Origin of the sequence: Rhizobium sp. YS-1r (assembly GCF_000757525.1) — a bacterium.
Classification (GTDB): domain Bacteria; phylum Pseudomonadota; class Alphaproteobacteria; order Rhizobiales; family Rhizobiaceae; genus Neorhizobium; species Neorhizobium petrolearium.
Map to the genome: position 1 here is coordinate 18,314 of NZ_JPYQ01000046.1, position 21,836 is coordinate 40,149.

Below are 21,836 nucleotides of genomic sequence, written 5' to 3' on the forward strand. Positions count from 1 at the left end.
CGCTGGCCGCACGTTGTTGGGGCCGCGATCGCAAAAGCTCTCCAGAAGAGCGACGTCACCTGATCCAAGAATGAAAGCCATGCCCATGCAGCAGCTGAATGCCAATTCGCTCGAAGCCTTTTGGATGCCGTTCACGGCGAACCGGGATTTCAAGAAGAAGCCGCAGATCATCACCGGCGCGTCGGGCATGTATTACCAGATGAGCAACGGCCACCGGGTGCTGGATGCCATCGCCGGCCTGTGGTGCGTGAATGCCGGGCATGGGCACCCGAAGATCGTCGAGGCTATTCAGAAACAGGCAGCACAGCTCGATTTCGCGTCCTCCTTCGGCCTCGGCCATCCGCTCGCCTTCGAATATGCCAGTCGGCTGACATCCGTCGCGCCCGAGGGGCTCGACCACGTCTTCTTCACCAATTCCGGGTCGGAGGCGACCGATACCGCGCTCAAGCTTGCACTTGCCTATCACCATGCGCGCGGCGAGGGACAAAGGCAGCGGATCATCGGCCGTCAGCGTGGCTATCACGGCGTCGGTTTCGGGGGACTTTCCGCGGCCGGCATGGGAGCGCACAAGAAACAGTTCGGCATGCTCCTGCCGGGAGCCGCCCACATGCCACATACACACGACCTTGCCCGCAATGCCTTCAGCCGCGGTCAGCCGAGCCACGGCGCGGAGATCGCCGACACGCTCGAACAGATGCTGCAGACCTACGATCCGTCGACGGTCGCGGCGGTCATTGTCGAACCGGTCGCCGGCTCGACCGGGGTTCTGGTCCCGCCGCTCGGCTATCTCGAACGGCTGAGGGAAATCTGCACGCGTTACGGTATTTTGCTGATTTTCGATGAGGTCGTCACTGGTTTCGGCCGGCTGGGGCGGCCATTCGCGGCTGATCGTTTCGCCATCACACCCGACCTCATCGCCATCGCCAAGGGCATGACGAACGGAGCGGTCCCCATGGGCGGGGTGATCAGTTCAAACGATATCTACCAGAAGCTCATGGAAACGGCGCCGCAAGGGACCGTGGAATTTTCCCACGGTTATACCTATTCCGGTCATCCGCTGGCTTCGGCGGCGGCGCTTGCAGCGCTCGATGTCTACGTCGATGAAGGCCTGTTCGAGCACGCAGCGTTAATTGAACCGGTCTGGGAGGAGCACGCGCATGCGCTCAAGGGCCTGCCCGCAGTGGTCGACATCCGCAATATTGGCCTGCTTGCAGGCATCGAGCTCGGTGAGGAGGTCGCAAGCGGCAAGGCGATGGCCAAGAAAGTACATGACTTCTGCTTTGAGCGCGGCGTCCTAATACGCCCCGTTGCGAACACGATCGTGCTGTCTCCCCCTTTGGTTATTTCAGAAGCGGAAATCGCCACCGTGTTCTCGGCGATTGCCGCCGGGTTGAAGACGCTGTAGCGCGGAAAACGGCGAGAGGCTGAACCGAAGGCATGCACGCAACCATCGAAATTGACGGCGTAAGTTTTGACTTCATCGACGTGCCGGCGGTCGTCGGCGAGGCGCTTGTGCGCATGCCCTATATCCATAGAATCTTGCTGGAGAACGTGCTGAGGACGGCTGGAGGCAACGCTGCGCGCGCCAAGGCGGCCATGATAGGTTGGCTAAAGACGGGCACCAGCGATCACGAGATCCCATTTCTGCCGAACCGCGTCCTGATGCACGACACGACCTGTGGCCCGGCTCTGGTCGACATTGCCGGCATGCGATCTTGCCTGACGGAAGCAGGCGGCGATCCGGCACAGCTCAATCCGGTCGTGCCGGTCGACGTGTCTACCGATCATTCGGTCGCGGTCGACGCTTTTGGCGAGCCTTTTGCACTCAAACACAACATGAAGCGCGAATACGAGCGCAATGCCGAGCGCTACAGCTTCATGAAATGGGGAACGAATACGCTCACCGGCTTCCGGGTCCATCCCCCTGGGACCGGGATCATGCATACGCTCAATCTCGAACGCCTTGCCACGATCGCGACATCGCAACGGCAAGGCGGTCGGCTCTGGGCCATTCCCGACACGCTCATTGGCACCGACAGCCATACGCCGATGATCAACGGGATCGGAGTGTTAGCCTGGGGTGTGGGTGGGCTTGAGGCCGAAAGCGTCTTTTTTGGGATGCCGGTCACGTTGCGGGTGCCTGATGTTGTCGGCGTCCGCCTGACGGGTGCGTTGAAGAAAGGTGTTCTTGCCACCGATCTGGCGCTCCTCGTCACGCATCTCTTGCGCCAGATCGACCTTCAGGACAAGTTCGTGGAGTTCCATGGCCCCGGCGTCTCCAACCTGACAGCCGGCGATCGAGCCGTCGTCGCCAACATGGCGCCTGAATTCGGGGCCAACAGCGGCTATTTTCCGATCGATCGCCAATCGATCGACTACCTGCTGAGAACTGGCCGCGGTGAGGGTCACGCACGGTTTGTCGAACGTTATGCGAAACGGGCTGGTCTTTGGTTCGATCCCTCCACCGATCCTTGCTACACCTCGACGCTCGCTCTGGACCTCGGCAGTGTCGAGCCGAGCCTTACAGGCCCACGCCGCCCCCAGGACAGGATCGCGGTCAGCGAGACGCGTTTGGCCATTCGCGGAATGAAGAAGCGTTGCGACAAATCAACCAAACAGGGCGCACCCAATGACGGCGCCGTTGCAATCGCTGCGATCACCAGCTGCACGAACACCTCCGATCCGCGGCTTCTCGTGGCGGCAGGTCTCCTCGCCCGCAAGGCACGCGCCTGGGGGCTCCGGCCAGCGCCTTGGGTGAAGACGTCCCTTGCGCCCGGATCCCCGACCGCCGAGCGGTATCTCGCCCGCGCCGGCCTGTTGGAAGACTTAGAAGCCCTTGGCTTCGGCATCGTTGGATATGGCTGCACATCCTGTATCGGCAACTCCGGATCTCTGACCGAGCCTATTGCCGAGGCCATGACCGAACGCGGCATACTGCCGGTGGCGGTTCTGTCCGGGAACCGGAACTTTCCAGGCCGGGTGCATCCGCAGTTGGAGGCCGCCTTCCTCGCCTCGCCGCCTATGGTCGTCGCCTTCGCGCTCGCCGGAACCGTCGCGCTCGACATTCTGCGGGATCCGATCGGAACTTCCGCCGATGGAACGGCGGTCACGCTGTCGATGCTCTGGCCAGATGCTTGCGAAATCGACGCAACTCTTTTGGCCGCGTCTGACGCGAATGATTTTTCGCTCGCCTATGATGCCGCTGAGGCGAGCAGGACCTGGAAAGAGCTTCCCGCACCTGGAACGACACTGTTTCCTTGGGATGAAGGCTCCACCTATATCCGGCGCCCTCCATTCGCAAGCTTCGGCGAAGGAATACGGCTCGGCACCTATGAAGCGCATCCGATCCTCGTTCTCGGCGACGACATCACCACTGATCATATTTCTCCAGCCGGTGCCATCCCGGCAAACGGCGCGGCAGGGCGGCATCTCATCGAACGCGGCGAAGACCCGAAGAACCTCAACGTCTTTTCATCTCGCCGCGGAAACTGGGAAGTCATGGTTCGCGGCCTCTTCACCAACAAGACAGTGGGTAACCTTCTGGCAACAGGCATTGCGCCAGGCTCCACTGTTTATGCCGGGTCGGAGAAGGTCCTCCCGCTATGGGATGCGGCGCAGCGCTACAAGGCTGAGGGAAAGTCCGTCGTGCTTGTGGCGGGAGAGCGATACGGGATGGGCTCGTCCCGCGACTGGGCGGCCAAGGGCGTGGCACTTCTTGGCGTGCGGGCCGTCCTTGCATCAAGCTTCGAGCGCATACACCGCTCGAACCTGATCGGCATGGGCATCCTGCCGCTGCGTTTTCCACCCAATGTGAAGCCGCAGACGCTCGAACTTCGTGCGAACGATCTCCTGGCAATCCACGCCGATATCGACATGGTCTCCCCGCGCTGCGAGATACCGGTCACGGTCAAAAGAGCCAACGAGCCATCGATGACGTTCAACACATCCGCGGCGATTGAAACAAATGCCGAAATTGAGATCTTGCGCGCCGGCGGCATCCTTTCGCTTATCCTCAAGCGGTGTCACGCAGAAGTGCCGCAGTCCAGGTGACCCAATGAGCATGTCTCGATGACTTCCATTCTTCGATGACAGACGAGGTGCAGGGATGAGGGTGATCGCCCTCGCCTCAGCAATGGGGACGGATCGCGAGCCTCCAGGCTGCCTCTCTTTCGAAAGTCGATCCGAACCGGAGTTTGATCGTCCCTGTCTCGTTCCACCGTCCGGAACGGAAGTTCCCGGTCGCCCAGGCCGATATTCGCATCCAGATCAGGATTTCCATTACCATATTCGCAAGAATGGTAATAACGCATTTTCTTCACCGGTTCCGGCGGGGAGCTGCTGAACTCTCAAGAAAGGAAAGTTCATGTCTAGCGACGCCGCTCACTGCGAACAGGCAGTGCGCCTTGCCGTCATCTGCCGCGACCCCTGCGCCCCCTCAGAGCTTTGCTCCAACCCTCAGTCTCAGGCTCAACTATCCGGAGGCACTAGAGGGCAGACAACAACAACCATCTAAGAGCTAACCCACATCACTCGGCCCCTGGCCAATCATGACAGCCATATGGCCTCTGCCATCCCTATACCGAACGCGCCTCCCAATGCTCGATAACCTTGACGGAACCGAAGGTCTACAAGACGACTTATTGATGGGTGCCGATGCGATCGCTGCATATCTCGGCATCACCCGCCGTCAGGTTTATCGTCTCGTTCATGATCGTATAATGCCTTCCTTCACAGGATTATGAGAGGTAAGGCGATTAACAATTTTCTGGGGCGCAGGGGCAAATATGACTGGAAAGGCGACAGTGACCACCGCCGGCGAAGATGACCTCCTCCATGTAGTGGAACGATTGAGGGTTGCTTTCAAAATTCGTCGAGTCTCGGTCACTCGGTCGGCACCCTGAGACGCGTGACCAGGCAGAGTTTAAGCGCCCTGTCATCGAAGCGAAAACGATCATCGATACAGAGCTGGGCTCCAGCCAACTCCTTTTCACTCAATTTGGCAACTGTAAATATCCATTCAGGCGGCATGGCGGGAGGCCCCCCTATGCTGGGGGTGCAGGAAGCTGCAGTTATCGTGCGCGGGGCGATAAACGGCATTAGTCGGAAGGTGGCAAACTCATATGCGGCGCCTCAGCTCATCGGCGGCATTCGAAGCTCGCTGCATTGTTCGCGTCGCCCTCGCCTTTGTAATGCGCATATGAAGGATATGGGCAAAGCGGCCTTGTTCGATCGGCAGGTGCGGCTCCTCCTGCGTCCACGCTTTGTGGAGCCTTTCCATTTTCCACCCAATCAACGAGTTTCGTCAGCATGTCGAACTTTTCGAGCCCGCCTGGACCTCCCCGGCAATGCGACATGCCTGGAACCAGATAGAGCCTTGCCCAATCATCGGCAGGTATGTTGGTCTTCGTTGCCTTTTTCATTCGATTGAAGAAGTCGATGGTGTCATTGGCGGAAAACCATGGATCGCTCATCCCATGGAAGAAGATGATTTTACTCCCCTTTGAGGCAAAGGAACTGAGATCGGTCCATTGGTCTACATTGATCAGCCGTTGCTGCGGATCGTCGACATCCACCTTCTCAATAGCGTCGTCGACATCAAATGTGAGGGCATGATTGGCGAATTGGCGGTTGCGCTTGTCGTCGAAGCGCATGAGGCCGGGAATGGCGTCAGTCGTGCTCATAATCCCGCTATCGTAGGGAAATGCGGGGTAGGCCGTTCGCCCTGACGCGTCGAGGGTCGGAGAAAAAATCTCGGCAACGACCTTGGCCTGTTCGGGTCTCAGGCAATCCTTTGATGTACCGCTTGCGCATATCAGGCTCGAAGGATCGAATTTGCAGGCAGAGGCATTTGCGATCATGCCGTCTTCGATCCCATCCAGCTTATCGCAGGCATTTAAAATTCCGCTTAGAACGAGCTTCCGATCAGCATCGCTGAAGGCGGCAGAACGATCAGGCACCCCATCCGTTCCTACTGGCGAAATCCGGTTCATCGCCACATTCTTTTGGGCCAAGGACATATTCGAACGTCCGGTGCGTATGGCGGGGGCCCCGGCAATGATACCGTCAAACAGCAAGGGGAAGCGCTGCGCGGAGGTCATCGCCTCTCTCCCGCCCGTTGAGCAGCCGGCAAAATAAGAATGGTGCGCGCTTGTCCCGTAGTAGTTTGAAACAATCGCCTTTCCCAGAACGGTAACCTTTTCGACCGACCATCCGGCAAAGTTCAGCGTCGCAATCTGGTCAGCCTTGAACGAGCCATCCCACACCTCTCCTCGATGGCCGCTGTCATGCGAAATAACGGCAAAGCCCCGAGCAAGTGCGGTGTTCGCCCCGGCCGCGACATCCCCGATGGGCGGCTTCACCACACCGTTTAGTCCCCCTCCTCCTTGAACGAGGAACCGCCCTGACCAATCATCCGGCAAGGCGATCGAAAAACCGATAGCGTACGGTTTTCCGTCGGCTCCCGTTCGATGCTCAAAGGAGCCGTTCACCAAACAATAGGACGGTCCCTTGCCGCTGACGTAGTCTGTGCCGGCAACTTTCACGTCAAACCCCGGCAACTCGAGGGCTCTTGCGGCTTTGCACGTCGCACCGGCCGATTGGTCGGACGCCCCGTATGCGAGTTGCACCATCAATAAAAGCGCTGAAGCCGTTGCAGATAGCAGCGTTCTCATGCCTATCTCCTCCCTATTGCCTTCTCCACTCTCCCACAACAAATGGAACGAATCTCAGGCTTCCTGTCAATCGACAACTGCAAGCTTGCGAGGACGTTGGTTTCAGCGCCCAGGCCTGCCCTAGACAGTGCCGCGTCAAGGCGGCGTCGCCTTGACGGATTTTGCTGTGCCAAGTGCTATTCGATGACATGATCGAAGAGCACCCACTCGTTACCGACGCCATCGTTTTCCAGACGAAATTATCGCCCAGGCCGTAGGCTCTCTTGTCGGTCTCCGCTGAACCTGCGCGACGTCGAGGACCTGTTCGCCGAGCGCGGCACTGCGATCAGTCCGATCTGGAGCTATGCGATGATGGTGATGCCGGCGCGCTGCCCGAAGCGGCGCATTTCGAGCAGAAAGTCATCGTCCTTTCCGACGTCGATCTCCTCGATCACCTCGAAATCATCCTCGCCAATGCGATCTTCGAACAGAACGAGACATCGTTCCGGATCGCACTGCCTGGAGGTCCAGATCATCCCGTCGAGATCCGGACGCGCCTTATGGATCGCCTTTGCCCAAAGGACGGTTCGGGCGTAGCTCGATTTGGGCGTGTCGATGATCTGGCCCCGGTCGATCCCCCAGAGTTTCAGGTCGGGGGCAAAAAGCGCAGCAAGGGGTAAATCACGCTTCGGCGATATCGTGCTGGCGGTCCTGGCTTCCACATTATTCAAGCGGACGGTCTTGAACCTCGCGGCAGGATCGATGTCGTGGAAGATCGTTTCGAAAGCGGCCGCTTGTCGGCTGGTGGCGGCGTAAAGCGTTGCGACACAGCCGCCAGCCGCGTCCAGGAAGGGAGCGAAGCGGGTCGGCTGTCCCTTGCAGGGATTGAACTGCGCGGAGCGGAAGGCGGACAAATGATTGCGATGGAGGACGGTTCCGGCTGAGAGCGTTTGGGCGTTGACGGTTGGAAACGGATCGGGCGGTAGAGGCAGCGGGGATGTCACCCGACCACCTCTTGCCTTTCATGCTCGGCCGCTTCGGTTACGGCCTTGGCGTTATCGAGCACGTCGACCGGCGCCTTGTCGCCCAGCCAGCCATTGGTCGACACGAACCAGAACGCCTTCTGCCATCCAGACAGGTGCGCGGGCAGCGCCTTCAGCACCTTCTTGATCGCCGGATGCGGTCGGCCGTCGCGGAACTGGAAGGCTGGATAATATTCGGTGCCGCGATGAAGGACGGAGAAGATCTCGCCATTCTTTTTCCACCGGGCGGCAGTCGCATAGGGGTTCTTCGTCTGCAAGCCTGCCTTGGCGCCGATCTCCGCGCTTGTCAGTTGCGGGACTTCCGAAATGAACCTGTCACGCAGTTCCAGATTGTCCGCCGCGAGCGCTCCCCTCGCTACGGACAAATCATCGGGCAGCATGAGATCGGCAAGCTTGCTGATCGTCGCCTCGAACCGGCTTTCGTCCAGGTTCTCCGACACGCGCACCAGCGTCTCGAGGAAGTTTCTGACGGCGCTCCGCTCGCCTTCGGCCAGATCCGGCTTGAGCTGCAAGAGCACGGACCTGCCGCTCACGAAATCCGCAAAGGCGTCAGCCAGCTTGTCGAACTCGATCCCAGCCGCTCCCTCCCTCGGAAGGCCCGAAGGCACAGCTTGCTCTACGCTTTGCCGGAACGCCCTGACCAAGGCATCGTGGAGCGTCTGATCGTCCGGCCCGCGTATAGGCGCAGTCCTGAGCGCCCGCCTGGTGCGAGGCACTTTTCGATCACCTGGTGATGGGACAACCCCGTCGATCATCAGGAATTGGGAAATGAGCGCTTCGGTCATGATCTGCACATGAGATAGTTTAGTTACGTATCCATATCACGTATATCACGTCACGTCGACTACAAGACCCGTTCCAACCCGATCTGCGCATTTTTGATCGCGGTCGAGCCGATGGCACCCACTTTGCGCGTGAATGGATGGTTCAATTCGGTCCTTGGCCCTCGATCCGCACACCTCTGACCCGCGTGAAGACCGGAGGCAAAAATCGACTGCTGCTCATAGCGCAGTGGCAAATCCGGTCGTTGGGCATCTTAGTGACAAGATTGGTCGTCGTCCCCTCGTGCTGACGTCGGCCGCGGGCCTAGGCTATCGACCGACTTTCGGACGAACCGGTACGAAGGCCGTGGCGAGGCTAGAGCGAACTTCTAATTCGAAGGCATCCTGCCCATCACGCGTGGACTGAAAGGAGCGTTGATCGGTCTGTATTCGAGGCAAGCGGCGCTGCCGTAGCCGTCAGTATAAAACCACTCGACCCGCCCCTCCAGACCGATGGCCTCGGCCTCGACTCTTGCGATGGTCGACAGCCCGGGCATGGCGGGACGATCGCAATCGGCCTTGCCTGCCAACAGCCAGTCCACCGCATGCACGACACAAGTGCCGGCGAACTTCGATGCGCCCGTGATCGGCATACGTCGTGGTCAGGGTTTCGGCGATATCCGCGTCGGGGTCGGCAAAGTAGTCCCCGACGTCTCGCAAGGTCGTCGGCCTGTTGTTCTTCAGCGAAAACAGATAGTCGGCACCGCGATCGAGCACCGTCTGGCCGGTGTCGCGATTGCAATGGACGGCATCGGCCGTGATCAACGCTCCCCGGACGTCGATCATCTCCAGCAACGCCCGTGCGGCGATGATCGCGTTTTCGCCCACCCCGAACGCCGCCTGCCCCAGGACCAGTTGCGCCTCGGCAGCGAAGGCTGTCACGACATGAAGCGGGCTCTTGGCCGCCGCCCGATCGAAAGAGCGGCGCAACGTCTTGCCGTCAATGGCGATGATACCCGCACCATCCGCTCCCAACGCCTCCAGAAAGCGCCCGAACGCCGACGATAGGGATGATGGGTCAAGCAACCGGAACAGCCGCGAAAACGTGTCATGGCTCGGAAGACCATTCTCCAGGATCAGAAATTCCCGAAACAAAGCTTCCCGATCCTCGGCAAAATCGGCGAAATCAACGCAGCTGTCACAGCCGCAAATCGACGCCACAAGCGCTATCGTCAATATCTCCAGAAGATCGTGACGCCGTGCATTGCCCGTCCGAGGATCAGTGATCCCGTGAAGTATCGTAATGAGCGAAACCATAAAAAGCTCCAAAGCAGAGCTCCCTAAAGAATCCATCTCAATTCAAGCCGCCATATTTTTTTCTAAATGCGATTCCCCTGCGGCTCGATGCCGTGCCACTTGCGCAGCAGTTAACATGTCGATAAATTTTACAAAAATCGACACGTAATCCCGACCTGTCGATGACGTCGACAGGTCATTCCCGCATGTCGATCAGAAAGTAGGTGATCGACATGACCTTTCGTCCGGACCGCCCGTTCAACGACCTCCCTGCCCTGCCGCCGGCACAGGACATAGAGACCAAACCCGTGCTGAAGGCCTGCATCGAGGCACGGGCCGCTCTGGCGGAGCTGCGGGTCTCCGGGCGGATCATCCCCAACCAGGCGGTGCTGATCAACTCCATCCCGCTGCTCGAAGCCCAAGCGAGTTCCGAGATCGAGAACATCGTCACCACCACCGACCGATTATTCCGCTTCGCCAATGATACGGGCGGTCAGGCGGACCCGGCGACCAGGGAGGCGCTGCGCTATCGCACCGCCTTGAACCGTGGTTTCGGAATGCTGCAGCAGCGCCCACTTTCGACGACCATCGCCGTCGAGGTCTGCAGAACCATCAAGGGTGTCGAACTCGACATCCGCAACACGCCCGGCACCGCGTTGATGAACGATGCCACCGGGGCCGTGATCTACACCCCGCCTGAAGGTGAAGACCTGCTGCGCGCCAAGCTTGCGAACTGGGAACGTTATATCCACGAGGCAGAGGATACCGACCCGCTGATCCGACTCGCGATAATGCATTATCAGTTCGAGGCTATCCATCCCTTCATCGACGGCAATGGCCGCACGGGAAGAGTGCTGAACCTGCTCTATCTGGTGGACAAGGGGTTGCTGGACATCCCGGTGCTGTATCTCAGCCGGCACATCATCCAGAACAAGGCGGTCTACTACAGGTATCTGCTGGAGGTCACCACGCAGGGGGCCTGGGAGCAATGGCTGCTGTTCATGCTGGAGGCCGTCAGGGCGACGGCCCGATGGACGACAGCGCGGATCCACGCGATCCGCGACCTGCTGGAACAGACCGCCGCGCGGATGCGTCAGAACCTGCCCAAGGTCTATTCCCGTGAACTGGCCGAACTGATCTTCGTCAACCCCTATTGCCGGATCGGCGATCTCGTGGGCTCTGGTGTCGCCAAACGACAGACAGCGGCAGTCTACCTCAAGGCGATGGTTTCCGAAGGGTTGCTGGAAGAAGTAAAGGTCGGGCGCGAGAACCTCTACATCAATCCCGCTCTGCTGGCACTGCTGTCGGAACGCGATCACTCAGACGCCTAACCAGGCGGCAGTTGTGCTCCCCAGGGACCGCGCGCGCAAAGATTTTCTTGCAAAGTTCAGTAGGGGAACCGTGCGGTGTTCATGCGGCGAAGTGCTTGGCGATGTTGCCTGCGGCGTCCTGGCTAAGCTGCGGCCCTTCGAAGGTCTCGATCATGCGGCCCGGAAAGTGCTTGTCATACCATGCGATCTTTCTCGCCCGGTGCTCTTGGTAAGAATCTGAAGACGTCATCCCCCAGTGCTCCCAATACTAGTGCACTGACGCAAATCAGCCCGGTCTGAGCATTCTCCGGCCGCCGCGCCGACAAAAGCGTCGAGACATCGCCCTGCACAAGCAAGGTGCAGGGCTGCCGAGCGCGCGTGAGCGCCATATAGAGGAGCTCGGAGGACGGCGATCGGCCCTTCGAACGAGGCACCACCACATAGGAATGGTTAAACTCGCAGCCCTGCGCTTTGTGGACGGAAATCGCGTACGCCAGCTCCAGATTGTCTTCGACACTCTCGAACCTGCCGTTTGCGGAGAGTTCGCTGCCATAGCCGACGGCAAGGTGATCCTTCCTTTCAAACTTGACTTGGAAGCGTTTCAGCCGGGGCGTAAACTTCTTGTCGAAGTTGTGCTTTTGGACAAAGCCGATCTCGCCGTCAAACACTTCGACCCGTTCGGCTTTGCGGGTCTGAAAATTGTAGGCCCAGACTGGGTCAGACTGAGGTCCGCGGACCAATAGTGCTTGGCGATATTCTGGGAGTTGCGGATGACGTGATAGGCAATTTCAGGGTTTCCCCCTTCGAATGTATCCGGGGCTGCACCACACATGCGACAATACATTCTCTGATGAACAACTGCCGCAAAATATTGCAATGCGGGCGCAGCATCTTCCTGGTTCACGATAGCCTGCATTTCCCACCGCAGGTATTTCTTGTCCGATTGAGATTGGGATTTTTTCACATCATCATTGATCCCGTATCGGGATCATGATAAAAGGTCAGTTCATGAGGATTATCGCTCGGCGCACCCTGCGGGTATTCGTTGACAGCCTTGCAGGGCAGAAAGATCAGCCCGCCGTCAAGTCTGCGCTCGATGCCTGGTTCGATGAAGTCAGCAAGGCGAGCTGGGCGAGTTCCGCCGACGTGAGGAGGCTGTATGCCACGGCGAGCATCGTCAGCGCCGAGCGGATTGTGTTCAACATAAAGGGAAATGACTACCGGCTCGTGGTGGCGGTCGATTTCGAGAAGAGCATCGTCTGGATCAAATGGATCGGTACGCACAGAGCATATGACAAGATTGACGTGACAGAGGTGACGCATGGCGACTGACCTGAAGCCCATTCGCACGGAAGCGGACTACGACGCGGCGCTCGCGGAAGTGGAACGGCTTTGGGGTGCAAAAAGCGGTACGCGAGAAGGCGACCGACTTGATGTTCTGGCAACCCTCATCGAAGTCTATGAAGCTAAGCATCATCCGATGGACCCGCCTGACCCGATCGAGGCGATCAAATTTCGGATGGAACAGCAAGGACTGACCCGCAAGGATCTCGAGCCGATCTTCGGCACCCGCAACCGCACCTCGGAAATCCTTAATCGGCGACGCGGCCTGTCGATTGAAATGATCCGGCAATTGCACGCAACGCTCGGTATTTCGGCCGAGGTGCTGATCCGCCCCTCCCTCCACGACAAGGCGGCCTGACCGGAAGGAACTGTCCGATGACCCGCGTCGCGCGCTACGTCCGCGCGAAGAGGCAAAGCGAGAACAGTGGCAGATCGTCGCGACCTCCAAGGATGCAGCCATCTCCGGCTCTAGATCGTCGGGCGGATTCACAAAATCCGCCCGACGATTTAGCCTCCTTGACGATGTGCCGCGGGATGTCCCTGACTGGCCGCCCAGCGCATCTGCGATCTATGCCGGCAAGGTCGCCCGCCTGACGGAAGCGCCAAATCGCCCCGAGAAACGGACCGAAGCGGCGTAGGTTTTGCGTACCTTGATTGAAAAGATCGTCCTTCGTCCCGGCCCACAGCGAGGCGATATTGACGCGATGTTGTACGGCGAACTAAGCACGATCCTGAATTGGATCGAGCGCCAAGCTGTTGGAACTATTGCACAAACAACAACTCCCGCAGCAATGGCTACGGGAGTGTCGGTATCAGTGGTTGCGGGGCCGGCTTCAACTGCTGGCATAAATCCTGCTGGCCTGCTGGTTTCTTCGGCCTTGGCGAAGTCGAGAATGCCGAACAACTCGCCGCATAGGGTGGCATGAACCTCGCCACGCTTGGCTCCGGGGGTGAGGACGATTTCCCCGATGAGGCTACGCAGCGCCTCCGCCGCCTGCCTGCCGCCGTCCGGGTCGCTGAGGACTTCGGACAGGCGCTCGACGCGGCGGCGATAGAGGTCGGCGAGGTTCGGGTGAATGTCGGGCATGTCCGCGGGCGCTTGCGCAAGGCGGGCGACGATTTCCGCCTTCTGCCGTTCAAGGTCATCCATGCGCGCTTTCATGCTCGGCTGGTACATACCGTCCTCGATAGCCGCGATAATGCCCGCAATCGCCTTCTCGATCTTCGCAAGCACCTTCTGGTCCGTGGCGGCCTGTGCACGCCGGTCACGGTTCAGCCGGTTCATTTCCTCCGCATAGGCGCGGACGGCTTCTGCAACCGCTTCCGACGACATCAGCCGCTCTTTCAGGCCGGTCAGCACGCGGGCCTCGATCTTGTCACGGGTGATGGACCGGCCATTGTCGCAGGTGCCGCGCCTGTGGTGGTTGAGGCAGGCATAGCGGTTCGGCGTGATGATGCCGACCTTGCCGCCGCAGCATCCACAGGTAAGAAGGCCGGAAAGGAGATGAACGGGGCCGTTCGCCAGATGCACGCGCTTCATACGCCCTTCCAGCGTATTGGCGGGATTGGGGCCGAAGATTTCCGATATCTGCTTCTGGCGGGAGCGAGGGGCATTCCAGAGTGCGTCATCCACGATGCGGAGATGCGGAACCTCCGTCCTGATCCATGCGGCTTCCGGGCTGATGCGCGATACACGCTTGCCGGTGGCAGGGTCCTTGATGAAGCGCAGCCGGTTCCAGACAAGGACGCCGGCCTATAGCTCGTTGTTGACGATGCCGGTTCCACGCGAGGCATGTCCCCGGATGCTGGTATCTCCCCATGCCCGTCCAAGCGGGCCGGGAATGCCGTCGCGGTTCAGGTCAACCGCAATGGCCTTCGGGCTTTTGCCGGAAGCGAACTCGCGGAAGATGCGGGGGATGGTGTCGGCTTCTTCGGGGATGATTTCCCGGTCGCCCCGGATCGGCTCGCCGTTGGCGTCCAGCTTCTTGAGACCCTTGTAACCGTAGCAAAGCCCGCCGCCTGCCTTGCCCTTCTCAACCCTGCCCCGAAAGCCGCGATGCGTCTTCATGGCAAGGTCTTTCAGGAATAGCGCGTTCATCGTGCCTTTAAGGCCGACATGCAATTCGCTGATTTCGCCCTCGGCCAGCGTGACGATGGTGACGCCCGCGAATTTCAGGTGCGTGTAGAGGGTGGCGACGTCCGCCTGATCGCGGCTGATCCGGTCCAGCGCCTCGGCAAGCAGGATTTTGAACTTGCCGCGCTGCGCATCCCGCACAAGCCGCTGAATGCCGGGACGCAGGATGGTGCTGGAACCGGATATCGCCGCATCCTCGTAGGAACCGACGGTCTGCCAGCGCTCCCGCCCCGCATATTCTCGGCAAAGCCGGAACTGGTCCTCAATCGACGCCTCGCTCTGGCTGTCGGACGAATAGCGGGCATAAAGGGCTGCGCGGGTCATGTTCAAGCTTCTCCTTCATTCAGCAATGGGCTGCGGCTGCCGACATTTGCGCCGGAGCGTCATGGCTGGCGCTGCCTGCCAGCGCACGCCCCGCCTTTCCTGCTTCAGAAGCCCACGCCGGGAGGAAACTGCCCGGTCAAGGCTGGTGCGCAGCACCACCGCGGAACGCGGCGTGGCCTTGAGGGGCGGTTTCGTTCCGGCCCAATCGCTGCAAGCCAAAAAAGGTTTTCATCGCACCCGTTCAGGTCCGATGCATTGCATCAAATGGTGTCTTCCTTCAGCGGCGGCACATCCGGTGCTTTGTCCAGCAAGCCTGTCAGCGCACCGCGCTTCGTCGTACCTGCACGCGCTTTCAGGAATTCGCTGGCCGTCTCCACAGCCCCGATCTTCTGCGCAACGGCAGAGATGATCCACTGATTGAGCGATACGCCGTCCTCCTGCGCCAGACGTGCCGCCGTTTCCTTGAGCGACTGCGGCAGTTGCAGCGGATATTTGTAGCGTTGGGTCTGCGTCATGTGTTCAATCTCCTGACGATCTCTCCCGGTGTAATCACAGTCACGCCCAGCCCGAGCGCCGGACGGAAATCCCTGACGTTATGCGTCACGATGGCCTCGGCCTGTCCGTTCAACGCGGCTTCCAGCACCATTTCGTCCGCGACATCGGAGAGCATCGGCCGCGTCCGAAACGAAATATCGACGCCTTCGGCAATGGCGGCAAGCGCGCTCATCACCGAAGCGACGTCCTCAAGACTATGGCCGGTTGCCTGCCGGGTTTCCTCCCGGCTCAGCACCGCCTCATATTCCAGAAACAGCGCCGTCGAGCAAAGCGGCGTCACCAAGCCCTTGTCTGCGAAACGCAGAAGCAGGTTGCTCGCGCCGTTGCGGCTGCGGAACGCGGACACGATTACATTGGTGTCAAGAACCAGCCTCATGGGAGATAATTTATAGACATCCCATAAGATGTCAAATCTTGATTGGCACTTGCCGTCATCCCTCGTCATCCTCGGCGCTTTCCGGGCGGTCAGCGTTTGCGGCCCGGTTATCGTTGGCGGCAGTACGGGCTGCAAAATCCTCCCGTGCCATCTGCCTGCCGACCAGTCGGGCGATAGACAGCACAACCGCATCCAGCCGCTCGGAAGCATCGGCTTTGCCTCCGCTCTCCTGTCCATCGGGCGGGCGGTTGTCATTCGCCGGACCTTCTCCGTTATTGAGCTTTCCGTCATCGACCATCGCTGCGCTCTCCCTCCGGCCGCCATGCGACGGGTATGCGATCCAGCGATTGATGTCGGATTCCCGCCATCCCGCACCGTTGACGCTGATCCTGATCTGCGCGGGAAACGTGCCCTCGGCGATCTTGCGGTAGATCGTGGAGCGGGAAAGGCCTGTGCGGGAAAGCACGGTGTTCAGGCGGATGATACGGTCTGGCATGAGCATGGCAGCGCTGCCTCCTCCTGCTGGTTCTTCGTGGCCGCCCCTAATCCAGACAGAACAAGAATTTATTGTTTTGCAAGAGGTATTTAGCCGTCGTCGTACTGTGGCGCGCAAAGGGCGGTAAAAAGGAAAAACCTGGGGTTCGATATTCCAGCCCCGCACCCAAGATCGATACCGTGATGGAAGGCAGATTCAAGGCCGAGTCTACGGCCTGCTTCGGATGCGATGCAAAGCTCGCGGTTGCGGTTGGCAAGGATGGATTCCGGCTATGGATCGCGGGCAAGCTTGCGGCGGATCTCACCAAATTTGGAGGAGAATCAGGACTGAGGTCACTCGCGCGGGCCGTCTATAACGCAAAAGTGAAGGTAGCGCCGCTTTGCCTCCGCCAGACGACCCTCTCGGGGAGAGTGACCGTAAGCCTTTGAATTGCAGCGCTTCGACCAGCCATTAGATAAAAAGAAATTACAGACGACGGGATTCAACCCAGCCTTGCGCTTCTGAAATTATGAGATTACCACTCATCTTAATGGGGATGATGTGTTCGAAAATATCGCGAAACTTAAATTTCCCATTGTTAGGCCCACGGATCGAGCATCACGGCGTTTTTTATTTATACCCGTATTTCATTGCGTATAATTGAATTAATCTCGATTAACATTAATATATTTCAAAAATACTTAGGTGTTTTGCGAAAAAAAACAGAACTTCAACGGAATTATAAGCGTATTTCTTGGACTTACATGAATAATCAACCCTTGTGAGGACATAATGGAAACAGTTCTTGAGCCGATAATTATTCGAAATCCAGACATAACTAACAGTTATTATACCCAATTTCCTTAATTTTCCTTGCAGGATTATGGCGCTGACTGGACTCATACGCAATATATGATTGATCTCGCGATCGAGTCCTACAAAATATACTGGATGAATAGAGCAGTTGAGCTTTTTCAGTCCATTGAAGGTTATGTTATGTTTGGCATCCTGCTGGATCAATTGGCTGTTGATGATCTCTCTGCGTTTAAGGAAACCATGTATGGTTACGCTTACTATGAGCACATATTGGAGGCTGGAGAGACAATTGCAGATCTGCCCCAGGCAATGGCAGATAATGACATGCCCCCTGAGACCATGCCGACAACCTATGATTCATATGACAATACCTTCGATGGCAACTATGCGACACCGATGGCCGCGCTGTCTCATTATCTCTTTGGTGATGGCGAGGAGATGAATGTATCGATACATGGTGTCGGCCTCAGCCTTACTCCGAACGATGTTGTTGTCGAAGGTTATCGTCCTCTGGAAATGCTGGCTGCGGACACCAGTTTTATCGGCACCAAGAGCGTTACAGTTGAGCAATTCGGCTACGACACGGCCGACTCGTCCTTCATCTCCGGCGCGTATCTCGGAAACATTTCGTTGAAACTCGAAGGCGACTCACACGCTATGCTGACGGCAGTTGGGACTTTGAGGGCAATGTAACTGCCTATAATGATATCTACGACTTCAACCCGAGCACACATCGAGACTGGTGGGAGGAAACATTTACTGTGGGAGGAAACATTTACTAATGTGATGGAGATGCTTCCCGGCTCCGCTTATTATATCGACATTCAAGGTTCCATCCCCGTCGAGTGGCACAGCGATATCGGGGCGTGAAGCAATGAGGGCAATTGTCGTCGTAATGTTTTTCGCAGCTCTGGCACAAGGAGCACTTTCGGCTGAACTTGCGGCTGCCGAACCTCAATGCAGCAGTCTATCGCAAGGGGAGTTAGAACAGCGGATAAAGAGCTATACGGCGAGGCCCTCGCTGTCACGTATTCTGGCAGCGGATAGTCTGGAAATCTTACTACAGCGCGCAAGTTACAGCGATGCCGCCGCGCTTTGGTCAGTACCGTTTTATCTGGTGAATGACGGAAAGCGGGTGAAGCGTTTCTTCGCCTTGCTTGATTGTGATGGCGGGGTAGAACTGTCGCGTGATCAATGGTTCAAGCCAAAATAAGACCGAAAGCGGCATAGAAAACCGGTAACTTCCGCATGTGGAGAGGCTGTCCTCTTTTGAAGTCCTTTCCTCTGACTTCCACGATTTTGGGAATTTCATTGATCAGCGGCGTTGTCAACGCGCTCGCGCTGACCTCGCCGCTGTTCATGCTGCCGGTCTACGACAGGGTCCTGGCAAGCGGCAGCGTCCCGACGCTGGCGGGCCTCGCCGTGCTTGCTGTGGGGCTTTATGCGTTCCAGTCCGTGCTCGATGCCCTGCGCCTGTGACAGTTCACGCGGAATGGCGAACTCCACCTCGCGGGCAAGCTGGGCATCCTTGCGAACCTCGAAGGCTTCGACATCGTTCCAGAGCCGTTCGCGGTCGCCCCATTGTTCCGGCGCGTGTTCCGGCAGCATGACCTCGGAATGGACGACGCCGCGTTTGGCGGAAAAGTCCTGAACGCGGTCAATGCGATCGTCGCGCAGCCGTGACGCCGAGCGGTAGGCGGCGGACGCCACCGCGCTGGAGCCTGCCTTGCGGCCAATGACCTTGACGTGAAGATGATAGATCGCCATAGCGATCTGAACATCAGCACGGAAAAGCGCACATCGGCACGACGTATAAGCGCGCCCTCCCTCGAAAAAATCTCGGGCGGGACCGGCGCGTGCCATACCGTCCCACCAACATAGAAGCGTTTCGCAAGAGGCTCAACTATCATGCCTGCATCGACAACAAACGGAACCGATGGAGACGGACATGCGCAAGCCGAGAGATTTCGACGCGGAACTGAGGGCGCTGGAAGACAAGGCCAAGGAACTGAAACAGCGCAAGGTGCAACAACTTGGCGAACTGCTGATCGCCACCGGGGCTGATAGCCTCACGCCCGACGAACTGGCCGGCGCGTTGGTCGCCATCGCAGAGACGAAGGACGCAACCAAGCGGGAGGCGTGGGCCAGACGCGGGGCGGCGTGGTTTCGGAACAAATCGCGGCGATCTGCTGCGGCAAATGATCATGACGCTGGTAGCTATCCGACGCAATCGGGCAGCGCGCAATCGCCATCAGGTGCAACGGGCGCGGCATGACATGCGGACATGGCAAGTCGAGCGACGAAAGAGAACGCGGCACCTGATCGAGCTTGGCGGCCTCGTCATCAAGGCGGGCATCGTGGACCTGACGAACGATGACCGCTCCATTATCTTCGGCGCGATGATTTGGATGGCCGAAAAGCTCCAAAGCGAACAGGGCGAACAGGCGCGTAATCTGTGGACCGAGAGAGGAAAACAGGCGTTCAAGGATTGAGCGCGCAGTCTGGGCATGGCTTGGCGCTTGCACTGGGAAGGAGAACTGTTTTGGGTAGCAGGTGCGGGAGGCGATGGACCAGCACCACGAGCATCATATCGAACAGAGACGCGCTACCCGTAAGTAGAACGATCGAAAGCAAGTTCAGCCGTATCGCGCCGCGGATTACGAGAGCGGTAAGTTCACCGGAACAATGCAACTATCGAGCGGTAAATACGTCCTGGTTGAGAAATCGGCGAGTTCACCTTAGTTCCCGACGGCCGGTCATAGACCGCGAGATCGCGTGGGCGCTGTGCAGAGGGGCTCGAAATCGTGGCAGTTGAGACGGTGGCGTGGATTGGAGATTCAGGTATTGCCAGCATCAAGCACCGCTTTATGTCACGCCTGCGACCAGTTCCTTTGGAGCATTGCTGGTTATCGCAATTGTTGAGCAACTGTTTTCGCGATGGCCTTTGCCGTCGATTGCAGATCCCGATCGGGGGTCTTTGTGAGACCGGTTGCCAGATTGACGCCGGCCGATGCGAGAACATAACCACCCGTCGCGGCTCCAATACCGAGCGGCATGACAATCCCTGGCTTATGGCCACTCCCCGCATTCGTCCTGAAACCTGCAATGACCTTCTGCTCAGCCAACGTAGGGGCCAGCAGCTTGGCGTCGACTTCAAGCTGTGATTTCCCATACCCAAAGCCGATGATAAGGCGCTTCGTCGCATTGCCCCTCTCCGCTCTTGCTATCGAGAGCGCGAGCAAAGCGGTTCTTTCCCCTCCAAAACCCCTTTGTCCCTCCGTCGACGACACACTGACGGCTGCAATGCCGCGCTTATTCAACTCAGCGACAACAAGGTCCTGAAGTTGAGCTGCGGCGTTCGCTGCATCGCTATACGACAAGTCATTCGTTGCGACTGAAGACCTTGCCTCCACAACTATCAATTCAGTTTTCCCTTTTTCGGCTCCCGTGGCACTTGTCATGGTGACGCGGGCGCCGCAGCCGACCAAGACGGTGACAGCGATTGCCAGGATCATAGAAGACGAAAATCGGAGCATGAGAGAACCCTGATTGCGCTGTTGTGAAATATGACGAAGAACTGCCCCGCAACAGAACAGGCAAAACCTCACACGGACATCCGGTTAGGTCAGAATTGCGTAGAGCGCAGGCCGTTGACGGAAGGGTCCGACCTGTGTTCAGGAGCAAGTCTCATGCTGCCATCGTCCAATCGATAGCTGCTCGAGCAGCGCATCTTTCCGCTCATCTCGTCCTTAAGGCAGATCTCGTAGCCATCCTTGTCTACGAAGAAGGCGGCACAGGTATTACCCGTCATTTCATCAGGGAGAAGGCAGACTTCGACAAGAGGAAGCGGGACAGCATCGGGTTCCTCGCCGAAGGCGGCCTCCACTGTAAATATGAGGGAAAACAGGACGGGCGAGCCCCACAGGATGCCCTGAACAGCGGAAATTCTGGTCATGTCCGGCGCCGTAGTCCTATTGTTATCGTTGAAACTGACGCGTGCCTGTTGCTGTGCCGCCGCGAGGACCTGTTCTGGTCACGCTACAGGACTGTGTGTTGGCGCTGCAGTTTCGGACGCGCGATGCACTGTTTCCATAGGGACCAACTGTCTCCCTCGTAGCTGAGCATTCTCCGCCGCTGCATGTGCGCGTATGGTTTGTGGAGCCTCCATAAACACCTGTCGCTGAACGGGTCGCCGTGCAACTTCCGTCGGCACAATTGACCGACCGATCATAGGAGGTGACGCGCGGCGGGGGCGCGACAGGATAGGCGGGATAGGGACGATAATAGGACGTCCAACGGCCATACCATGGATAAGCTGGGTAATAGGCATCCCAGTAGGCCTTGCCGAAGGCCACGACTGTAACGCCGACCACGGGCGCTATGGCGGGCGTGAGCACGACCGGGCCTCCTTTATAGACGACCTGAATGTAATTGGCCGAAACCCAGCCGCGGTAGGTCCCGAAGGCAATGTCGCACCAAGTGTAGCCCGAAAGGCAGCCGTGCGTCGTGATGCGGGCTCCGACCGGAACCACGACGACAACGGGATAAGCAGTGGAAGGCCCTGCCCGCAAATTGACATTTCCCGTTGCCACTGCAACGGTGGCCGCAGCGGCGACCGACGAAGCACCGGCCAATATCGCCAGTGCCAGCAAGAGCTTTCTCAACATCATGATCTCCATTCTTTTCTTTGCGATGTCGCGTGCGCGACAGGGATTAGGTATGATTGAATTCGAACTTGGCCGGCGTCTTTCC

General features: G+C 58.4%; 21 protein-coding genes and 6 pseudogenes. 11 read left to right on the forward strand and 16 right to left on the reverse strand.

The genetic code is table 11. The features are described 5' to 3' along the window. Positions 1 to 85 precede the first annotated feature (85 nt). Positions 86 to 1,405 (forward strand): aminotransferase class III-fold pyridoxal phosphate-dependent enzyme, encoded by a 1,320-nt coding sequence (locus JL39_RS21415; protein ID WP_081952928.1) that lies wholly within the window; start codon positions 86 to 88, stop codon positions 1,403 to 1,405. A 32-nt stretch (positions 1,406 to 1,437) separates the two neighbouring features. Further along, positions 1,438 to 4,050, forward strand: coding sequence for an aconitate hydratase AcnA (acnA, locus tag JL39_RS21420; protein WP_037155613.1), 2,613 nt, complete (start codon positions 1,438 to 1,440; stop codon positions 4,048 to 4,050). Positions 4,051 to 5,135: 1,085 nt separating this feature from the next. Here acnA and JL39_RS21425 read toward each other — a convergent pair. The 4 genes and pseudogenes from JL39_RS21425 to JL39_RS21440 all read right to left on the reverse strand — a co-directional run. Beyond that, on the reverse strand, positions 5,136 to 6,671 hold the full coding sequence (locus JL39_RS21425; RefSeq protein WP_081952929.1) for a tannase/feruloyl esterase family alpha/beta hydrolase: 1,536 nt from the start codon (positions 6,669 to 6,671) through the stop codon (positions 5,136 to 5,138). A gap of 341 nt (positions 6,672 to 7,012) precedes the next feature. Then, positions 7,013 to 7,654, reverse strand: coding sequence for an RES family NAD+ phosphorylase (locus JL39_RS21430; RefSeq protein WP_037155616.1), 642 nt, complete (start codon positions 7,652 to 7,654; stop codon positions 7,013 to 7,015). Further along, positions 7,651 to 8,478 carry a hypothetical protein gene (locus JL39_RS21435; protein ID WP_037155677.1) on the reverse strand — a complete coding sequence of 276 codons (828 nt, stop codon included), beginning with the start codon at positions 8,476 to 8,478 and terminating at the stop codon, positions 7,651 to 7,653. The genes JL39_RS21430 and JL39_RS21435 overlap by 4 nt, the downstream gene beginning before the upstream one ends. A gap of 566 nt (positions 8,479 to 9,044) precedes the next feature. Continuing rightward, positions 9,045 to 9,771, reverse strand: a pseudogene (locus JL39_RS21440) (ISAs1 family transposase); the annotation flags it as partial. A 212-nt stretch (positions 9,772 to 9,983) separates the two neighbouring features. On the opposite strand from JL39_RS21440, the gene JL39_RS21445 reads away from it, so the two are divergent. Continuing rightward, positions 9,984 to 11,081, forward strand: a complete 1,098-nt coding sequence (locus JL39_RS21445; protein ID WP_037155680.1) for a Fic family protein — start codon at positions 9,984 to 9,986, stop codon at positions 11,079 to 11,081. A gap of 173 nt (positions 11,082 to 11,254) precedes the next feature. Here the strand turns inward: JL39_RS21445 and JL39_RS31170 are convergent, their stop codons facing one another. Then, positions 11,255 to 11,728 (reverse strand): ATP-binding domain-containing protein, encoded by a 474-nt coding sequence (locus JL39_RS31170; RefSeq protein WP_161784787.1) that lies wholly within the window; start codon positions 11,726 to 11,728, stop codon positions 11,255 to 11,257. A 56-nt stretch (positions 11,729 to 11,784) separates the two neighbouring features. Then, positions 11,785 to 11,979, reverse strand: a pseudogene (locus JL39_RS32600) (hypothetical protein); the annotation flags it as partial. 89 nt (positions 11,980 to 12,068) lie between these two features. Here JL39_RS32600 and JL39_RS21455 point away from each other — a divergent pair. Both JL39_RS21455 and JL39_RS21460 read left to right on the forward strand, forming a co-directional pair. Next, positions 12,069 to 12,392 (forward strand): type II toxin-antitoxin system HigB family toxin, encoded by a 324-nt coding sequence (locus tag JL39_RS21455; protein ID WP_037155621.1) that lies wholly within the window; start codon positions 12,069 to 12,071, stop codon positions 12,390 to 12,392. Then, the gene (locus JL39_RS21460) at positions 12,382 to 12,762 is read left to right on the forward strand and encodes a transcriptional regulator (RefSeq protein ID WP_037155623.1); all 381 of its coding nucleotides are present in this window, start codon (positions 12,382 to 12,384) and stop codon (positions 12,760 to 12,762) included. The genes JL39_RS21455 and JL39_RS21460 overlap by 11 nt, the downstream gene beginning before the upstream one ends. Positions 12,763 to 12,972: 210 nt before the next feature. Here the strand turns inward: JL39_RS21460 and JL39_RS32210 are convergent, their stop codons facing one another. From JL39_RS32210 to JL39_RS21485, 6 genes and pseudogenes are all read right to left on the reverse strand, one after another. Beyond that, on the reverse strand, positions 12,973 to 14,037 hold the full coding sequence (locus tag JL39_RS32210) for a zinc ribbon domain-containing protein (RefSeq protein ID WP_200883986.1): 1,065 nt from the start codon (positions 14,035 to 14,037) through the stop codon (positions 12,973 to 12,975). A gap of 120 nt (positions 14,038 to 14,157) precedes the next feature. Beyond that, on the reverse strand, positions 14,158 to 14,862 hold the full coding sequence (locus JL39_RS32215; RefSeq protein WP_200883987.1) for a recombinase family protein: 705 nt from the start codon (positions 14,860 to 14,862) through the stop codon (positions 14,158 to 14,160). A 260-nt stretch (positions 14,863 to 15,122) separates the two neighbouring features. Continuing rightward, on the reverse strand, positions 15,123 to 15,377 hold the full coding sequence (locus tag JL39_RS21475; RefSeq protein WP_037155628.1) for a toxin-antitoxin system HicB family antitoxin: 255 nt from the start codon (positions 15,375 to 15,377) through the stop codon (positions 15,123 to 15,125). After that, on the reverse strand, positions 15,374 to 15,793 hold the full coding sequence (locus JL39_RS21480; RefSeq protein WP_037155631.1) for a putative toxin-antitoxin system toxin component, PIN family: 420 nt from the start codon (positions 15,791 to 15,793) through the stop codon (positions 15,374 to 15,376). Before JL39_RS21480 ends, JL39_RS21475 begins: the two co-directional genes overlap by 4 nt. 55 nt (positions 15,794 to 15,848) lie before the next feature. After that, entirely contained in the window at positions 15,849 to 16,091 is a 243-nt protein-coding gene (locus JL39_RS32605) for a hypothetical protein (RefSeq protein WP_244446937.1), read from the reverse strand. After that, positions 16,081 to 16,295: pseudogene (locus JL39_RS21485) on the reverse strand (AlpA family phage regulatory protein). Before JL39_RS21485 ends, JL39_RS32605 begins: the two are co-directional and overlap by 11 nt. 924 nt (positions 16,296 to 17,219) lie before the next feature. Between JL39_RS21485 and JL39_RS30605 the strand changes: the two are divergent. The 3 genes and pseudogenes from JL39_RS30605 to JL39_RS32615 all read left to right on the forward strand — a co-directional run. Then, positions 17,220 to 17,777: a lipid II-degrading bacteriocin gene (locus JL39_RS30605; protein ID WP_161784788.1), complete on the forward strand. Its 558-nt coding sequence runs from the start codon at positions 17,220 to 17,222 to the stop codon at positions 17,775 to 17,777. 181 nt (positions 17,778 to 17,958) lie between these two features. After that, entirely contained in the window at positions 17,959 to 18,297 is a 339-nt protein-coding gene (locus tag JL39_RS21500) for a hypothetical protein (RefSeq protein WP_037155637.1), read from the forward strand. Positions 18,298 to 18,332: 35 nt separating this feature from the next. Continuing rightward, a pseudogene (locus JL39_RS32615) lies at positions 18,333 to 18,557 on the forward strand (type I secretion system permease/ATPase); the annotation flags it as partial. On the opposite strand, the pseudogene JL39_RS21505 reads toward JL39_RS32615, so the two are convergent. Next, positions 18,543 to 18,851 (reverse strand): annotated as a pseudogene (locus JL39_RS21505) (MobA/MobL family protein); the annotation flags it as partial. The pseudogenes JL39_RS32615 and JL39_RS21505 sit on opposite strands and share 15 nt — an antisense overlap. A gap of 181 nt (positions 18,852 to 19,032) precedes the next feature. Between JL39_RS21505 and JL39_RS21510 the strand changes: the two are divergent. From JL39_RS21510 to JL39_RS32620, 3 genes and pseudogenes are all read left to right on the forward strand, one after another. Further along, positions 19,033 to 19,359, forward strand: a complete 327-nt coding sequence (locus tag JL39_RS21510) for a conjugal transfer protein TraD (RefSeq protein ID WP_200883988.1) — start codon at positions 19,033 to 19,035, stop codon at positions 19,357 to 19,359. 1 nt (position 19,360) lies between these two features. Then, on the forward strand, positions 19,361 to 19,576 hold the full coding sequence (locus JL39_RS21515) for a conjugal transfer protein TraD (protein ID WP_037155646.1): 216 nt from the start codon (positions 19,361 to 19,363) through the stop codon (positions 19,574 to 19,576). A gap of 49 nt (positions 19,577 to 19,625) precedes the next feature. Beyond that, positions 19,626 to 19,919 (forward strand): annotated as a pseudogene (locus JL39_RS32620) (hypothetical protein); the annotation flags it as partial. A gap of 71 nt (positions 19,920 to 19,990) precedes the next feature. On the opposite strand, the gene JL39_RS21520 reads toward JL39_RS32620, so the two are convergent. The 3 genes from JL39_RS21520 to JL39_RS31190 form a co-directional block, all read right to left on the reverse strand. Beyond that, the gene (locus JL39_RS21520) at positions 19,991 to 20,620 is read right to left on the reverse strand and encodes a DUF4410 domain-containing protein (protein WP_081952932.1); all 630 of its coding nucleotides are present in this window, start codon (positions 20,618 to 20,620) and stop codon (positions 19,991 to 19,993) included. Positions 20,621 to 20,709: 89 nt separating this feature from the next. Next, positions 20,710 to 21,039 carry a hypothetical protein gene (locus JL39_RS21525; protein ID WP_037155652.1) on the reverse strand — a complete coding sequence of 110 codons (330 nt, stop codon included), beginning with the start codon at positions 21,037 to 21,039 and terminating at the stop codon, positions 20,710 to 20,712. A 22-nt stretch (positions 21,040 to 21,061) separates the two neighbouring features. Beyond that, positions 21,062 to 21,754 carry an SH3 domain-containing protein gene (locus JL39_RS31190; protein ID WP_244446938.1) on the reverse strand — a complete coding sequence of 231 codons (693 nt, stop codon included), beginning with the start codon at positions 21,752 to 21,754 and terminating at the stop codon, positions 21,062 to 21,064. Positions 21,755 to 21,836: the final 82 nt, after the last annotated feature.

Bases quoted from the DNA above. Each gene is read 5' to 3' on its own strand.
- JL39_RS21475 (WP_037155628.1), bottom strand. From the start codon at position 15,377: ATGACGCAGACCCAACGCTACAAATATCCGCTGCAACTGCCGCAGTCG.
- JL39_RS32605 (WP_244446937.1), bottom strand. From the start codon at position 16,091: ATGGTCGATGACGGAAAGCTCAATAACGGAGAAGGTCCGGCGAATGAC.
- JL39_RS21415 (WP_081952928.1), top strand. From the start codon at position 86: ATGCAGCAGCTGAATGCCAATTCGCTCGAAGCCTTTTGGATGCCGTTC.
- JL39_RS21425 (WP_081952929.1), bottom strand. From the start codon at position 6,671: ATGAGAACGCTGCTATCTGCAACGGCTTCAGCGCTTTTATTGATGGTG.
- JL39_RS32215 (WP_200883987.1), bottom strand. From the start codon at position 14,862: ATGACCCGCGCAGCCCTTTATGCCCGCTATTCGTCCGACAGCCAGAGC.
- JL39_RS21520 (WP_081952932.1), bottom strand. From the start codon at position 20,620: ATGCTCCGATTTTCGTCTTCTATGATCCTGGCAATCGCTGTCACCGTC.
- JL39_RS21480 (WP_037155631.1), bottom strand. From the start codon at position 15,793: ATGAGGCTGGTTCTTGACACCAATGTAATCGTGTCCGCGTTCCGCAGC.
- JL39_RS21515 (WP_037155646.1), top strand. From the start codon at position 19,361: ATGCGGACATGGCAAGTCGAGCGACGAAAGAGAACGCGGCACCTGATC.
- JL39_RS21500 (WP_037155637.1), top strand. From the start codon at position 17,959: ATGAGGGCAATTGTCGTCGTAATGTTTTTCGCAGCTCTGGCACAAGGA.
- JL39_RS21460 (WP_037155623.1), top strand. From the start codon at position 12,382: ATGGCGACTGACCTGAAGCCCATTCGCACGGAAGCGGACTACGACGCG.
- JL39_RS31190 (WP_244446938.1), bottom strand. From the start codon at position 21,754: ATGATGTTGAGAAAGCTCTTGCTGGCACTGGCGATATTGGCCGGTGCT.
- JL39_RS21455 (WP_037155621.1), top strand. From the start codon at position 12,069: ATGAGGATTATCGCTCGGCGCACCCTGCGGGTATTCGTTGACAGCCTT.
- JL39_RS21510 (WP_200883988.1), top strand. From the start codon at position 19,033: ATGCGCAAGCCGAGAGATTTCGACGCGGAACTGAGGGCGCTGGAAGAC.
- JL39_RS21445 (WP_037155680.1), top strand. From the start codon at position 9,984: ATGACCTTTCGTCCGGACCGCCCGTTCAACGACCTCCCTGCCCTGCCG.
- JL39_RS30605 (WP_161784788.1), top strand. From the start codon at position 17,220: ATGAATAGAGCAGTTGAGCTTTTTCAGTCCATTGAAGGTTATGTTATG.
- acnA (WP_037155613.1), top strand. From the start codon at position 1,438: ATGCACGCAACCATCGAAATTGACGGCGTAAGTTTTGACTTCATCGAC.
- JL39_RS21435 (WP_037155677.1), bottom strand. From the start codon at position 8,478: ATGACCGAAGCGCTCATTTCCCAATTCCTGATGATCGACGGGGTTGTC.
- JL39_RS21525 (WP_037155652.1), bottom strand. From the start codon at position 21,039: ATGACCAGAATTTCCGCTGTTCAGGGCATCCTGTGGGGCTCGCCCGTC.